Below are 516 nucleotides of genomic sequence, written 5' to 3'. Positions count from 1 at the left end.
CGCCACCCCGGCGCCGGCCGGGGCGCCGCCCGATCTGGTCCTCAGTTCCGACCGCGGGCCGCAGCCGCGCTACCGCGCCGGGGAGGCGCTGGTGGTCAAGGTGCAGCCGACGGCCAACGGTTTCGTCTATTGCTACTACCAGGACGCCGCCGGGTCGGTGGCCCGCATCTTCCCCAACCGCTTCCAGCCCGACAGCTTCGTCCAGGCCAACCAGCAGGTGGAGGTCCCGCCGGGAGCGCAGAAGCCCTTCAACCTGCGCATGGACCGTCCCGGCGCCTCCGAGACCATCGCCTGCGTCGTCTCGCCCGACGAACTCGGGACCCGCATCGCCGACCGCTACAAGACCGAGGACCTTCAGCCCATCCCCGGCGCGACGCTGGCGGACGTGGTGGGCGCCTACGGCAGCATCCAGGGGACCAACGTGCGCAGCCGGCAGATGGCCGTGCAGGTTCTGCCCGCCGGGTCGGCTCAACGATAAGGATTGTGGGCCGGCTCACAGCGCGGGGGCGGGGACGG

General features: G+C 72.1%; 1 protein-coding gene. It reads left to right on the top strand.

From position 1 onward, the window contains the following. Window positions 1–478: DUF4384 domain-containing protein (locus GBZ26_RS29885; protein ID WP_174441852.1), on the top strand; the 478-nt coding region annotated here is incomplete at its 5' end. Window positions 479–516: the final 38 nt, after the last annotated feature.

Source organism: Azospirillum formosense (assembly GCF_013340925.1).
Taxonomy (GTDB): domain Bacteria; phylum Pseudomonadota; class Alphaproteobacteria; order Azospirillales; family Azospirillaceae; genus Azospirillum; species Azospirillum formosense.
Note: the sequence above shows the minus strand (reverse complement) of the source record. Positions and strands in the feature narration are given on the sequence as shown.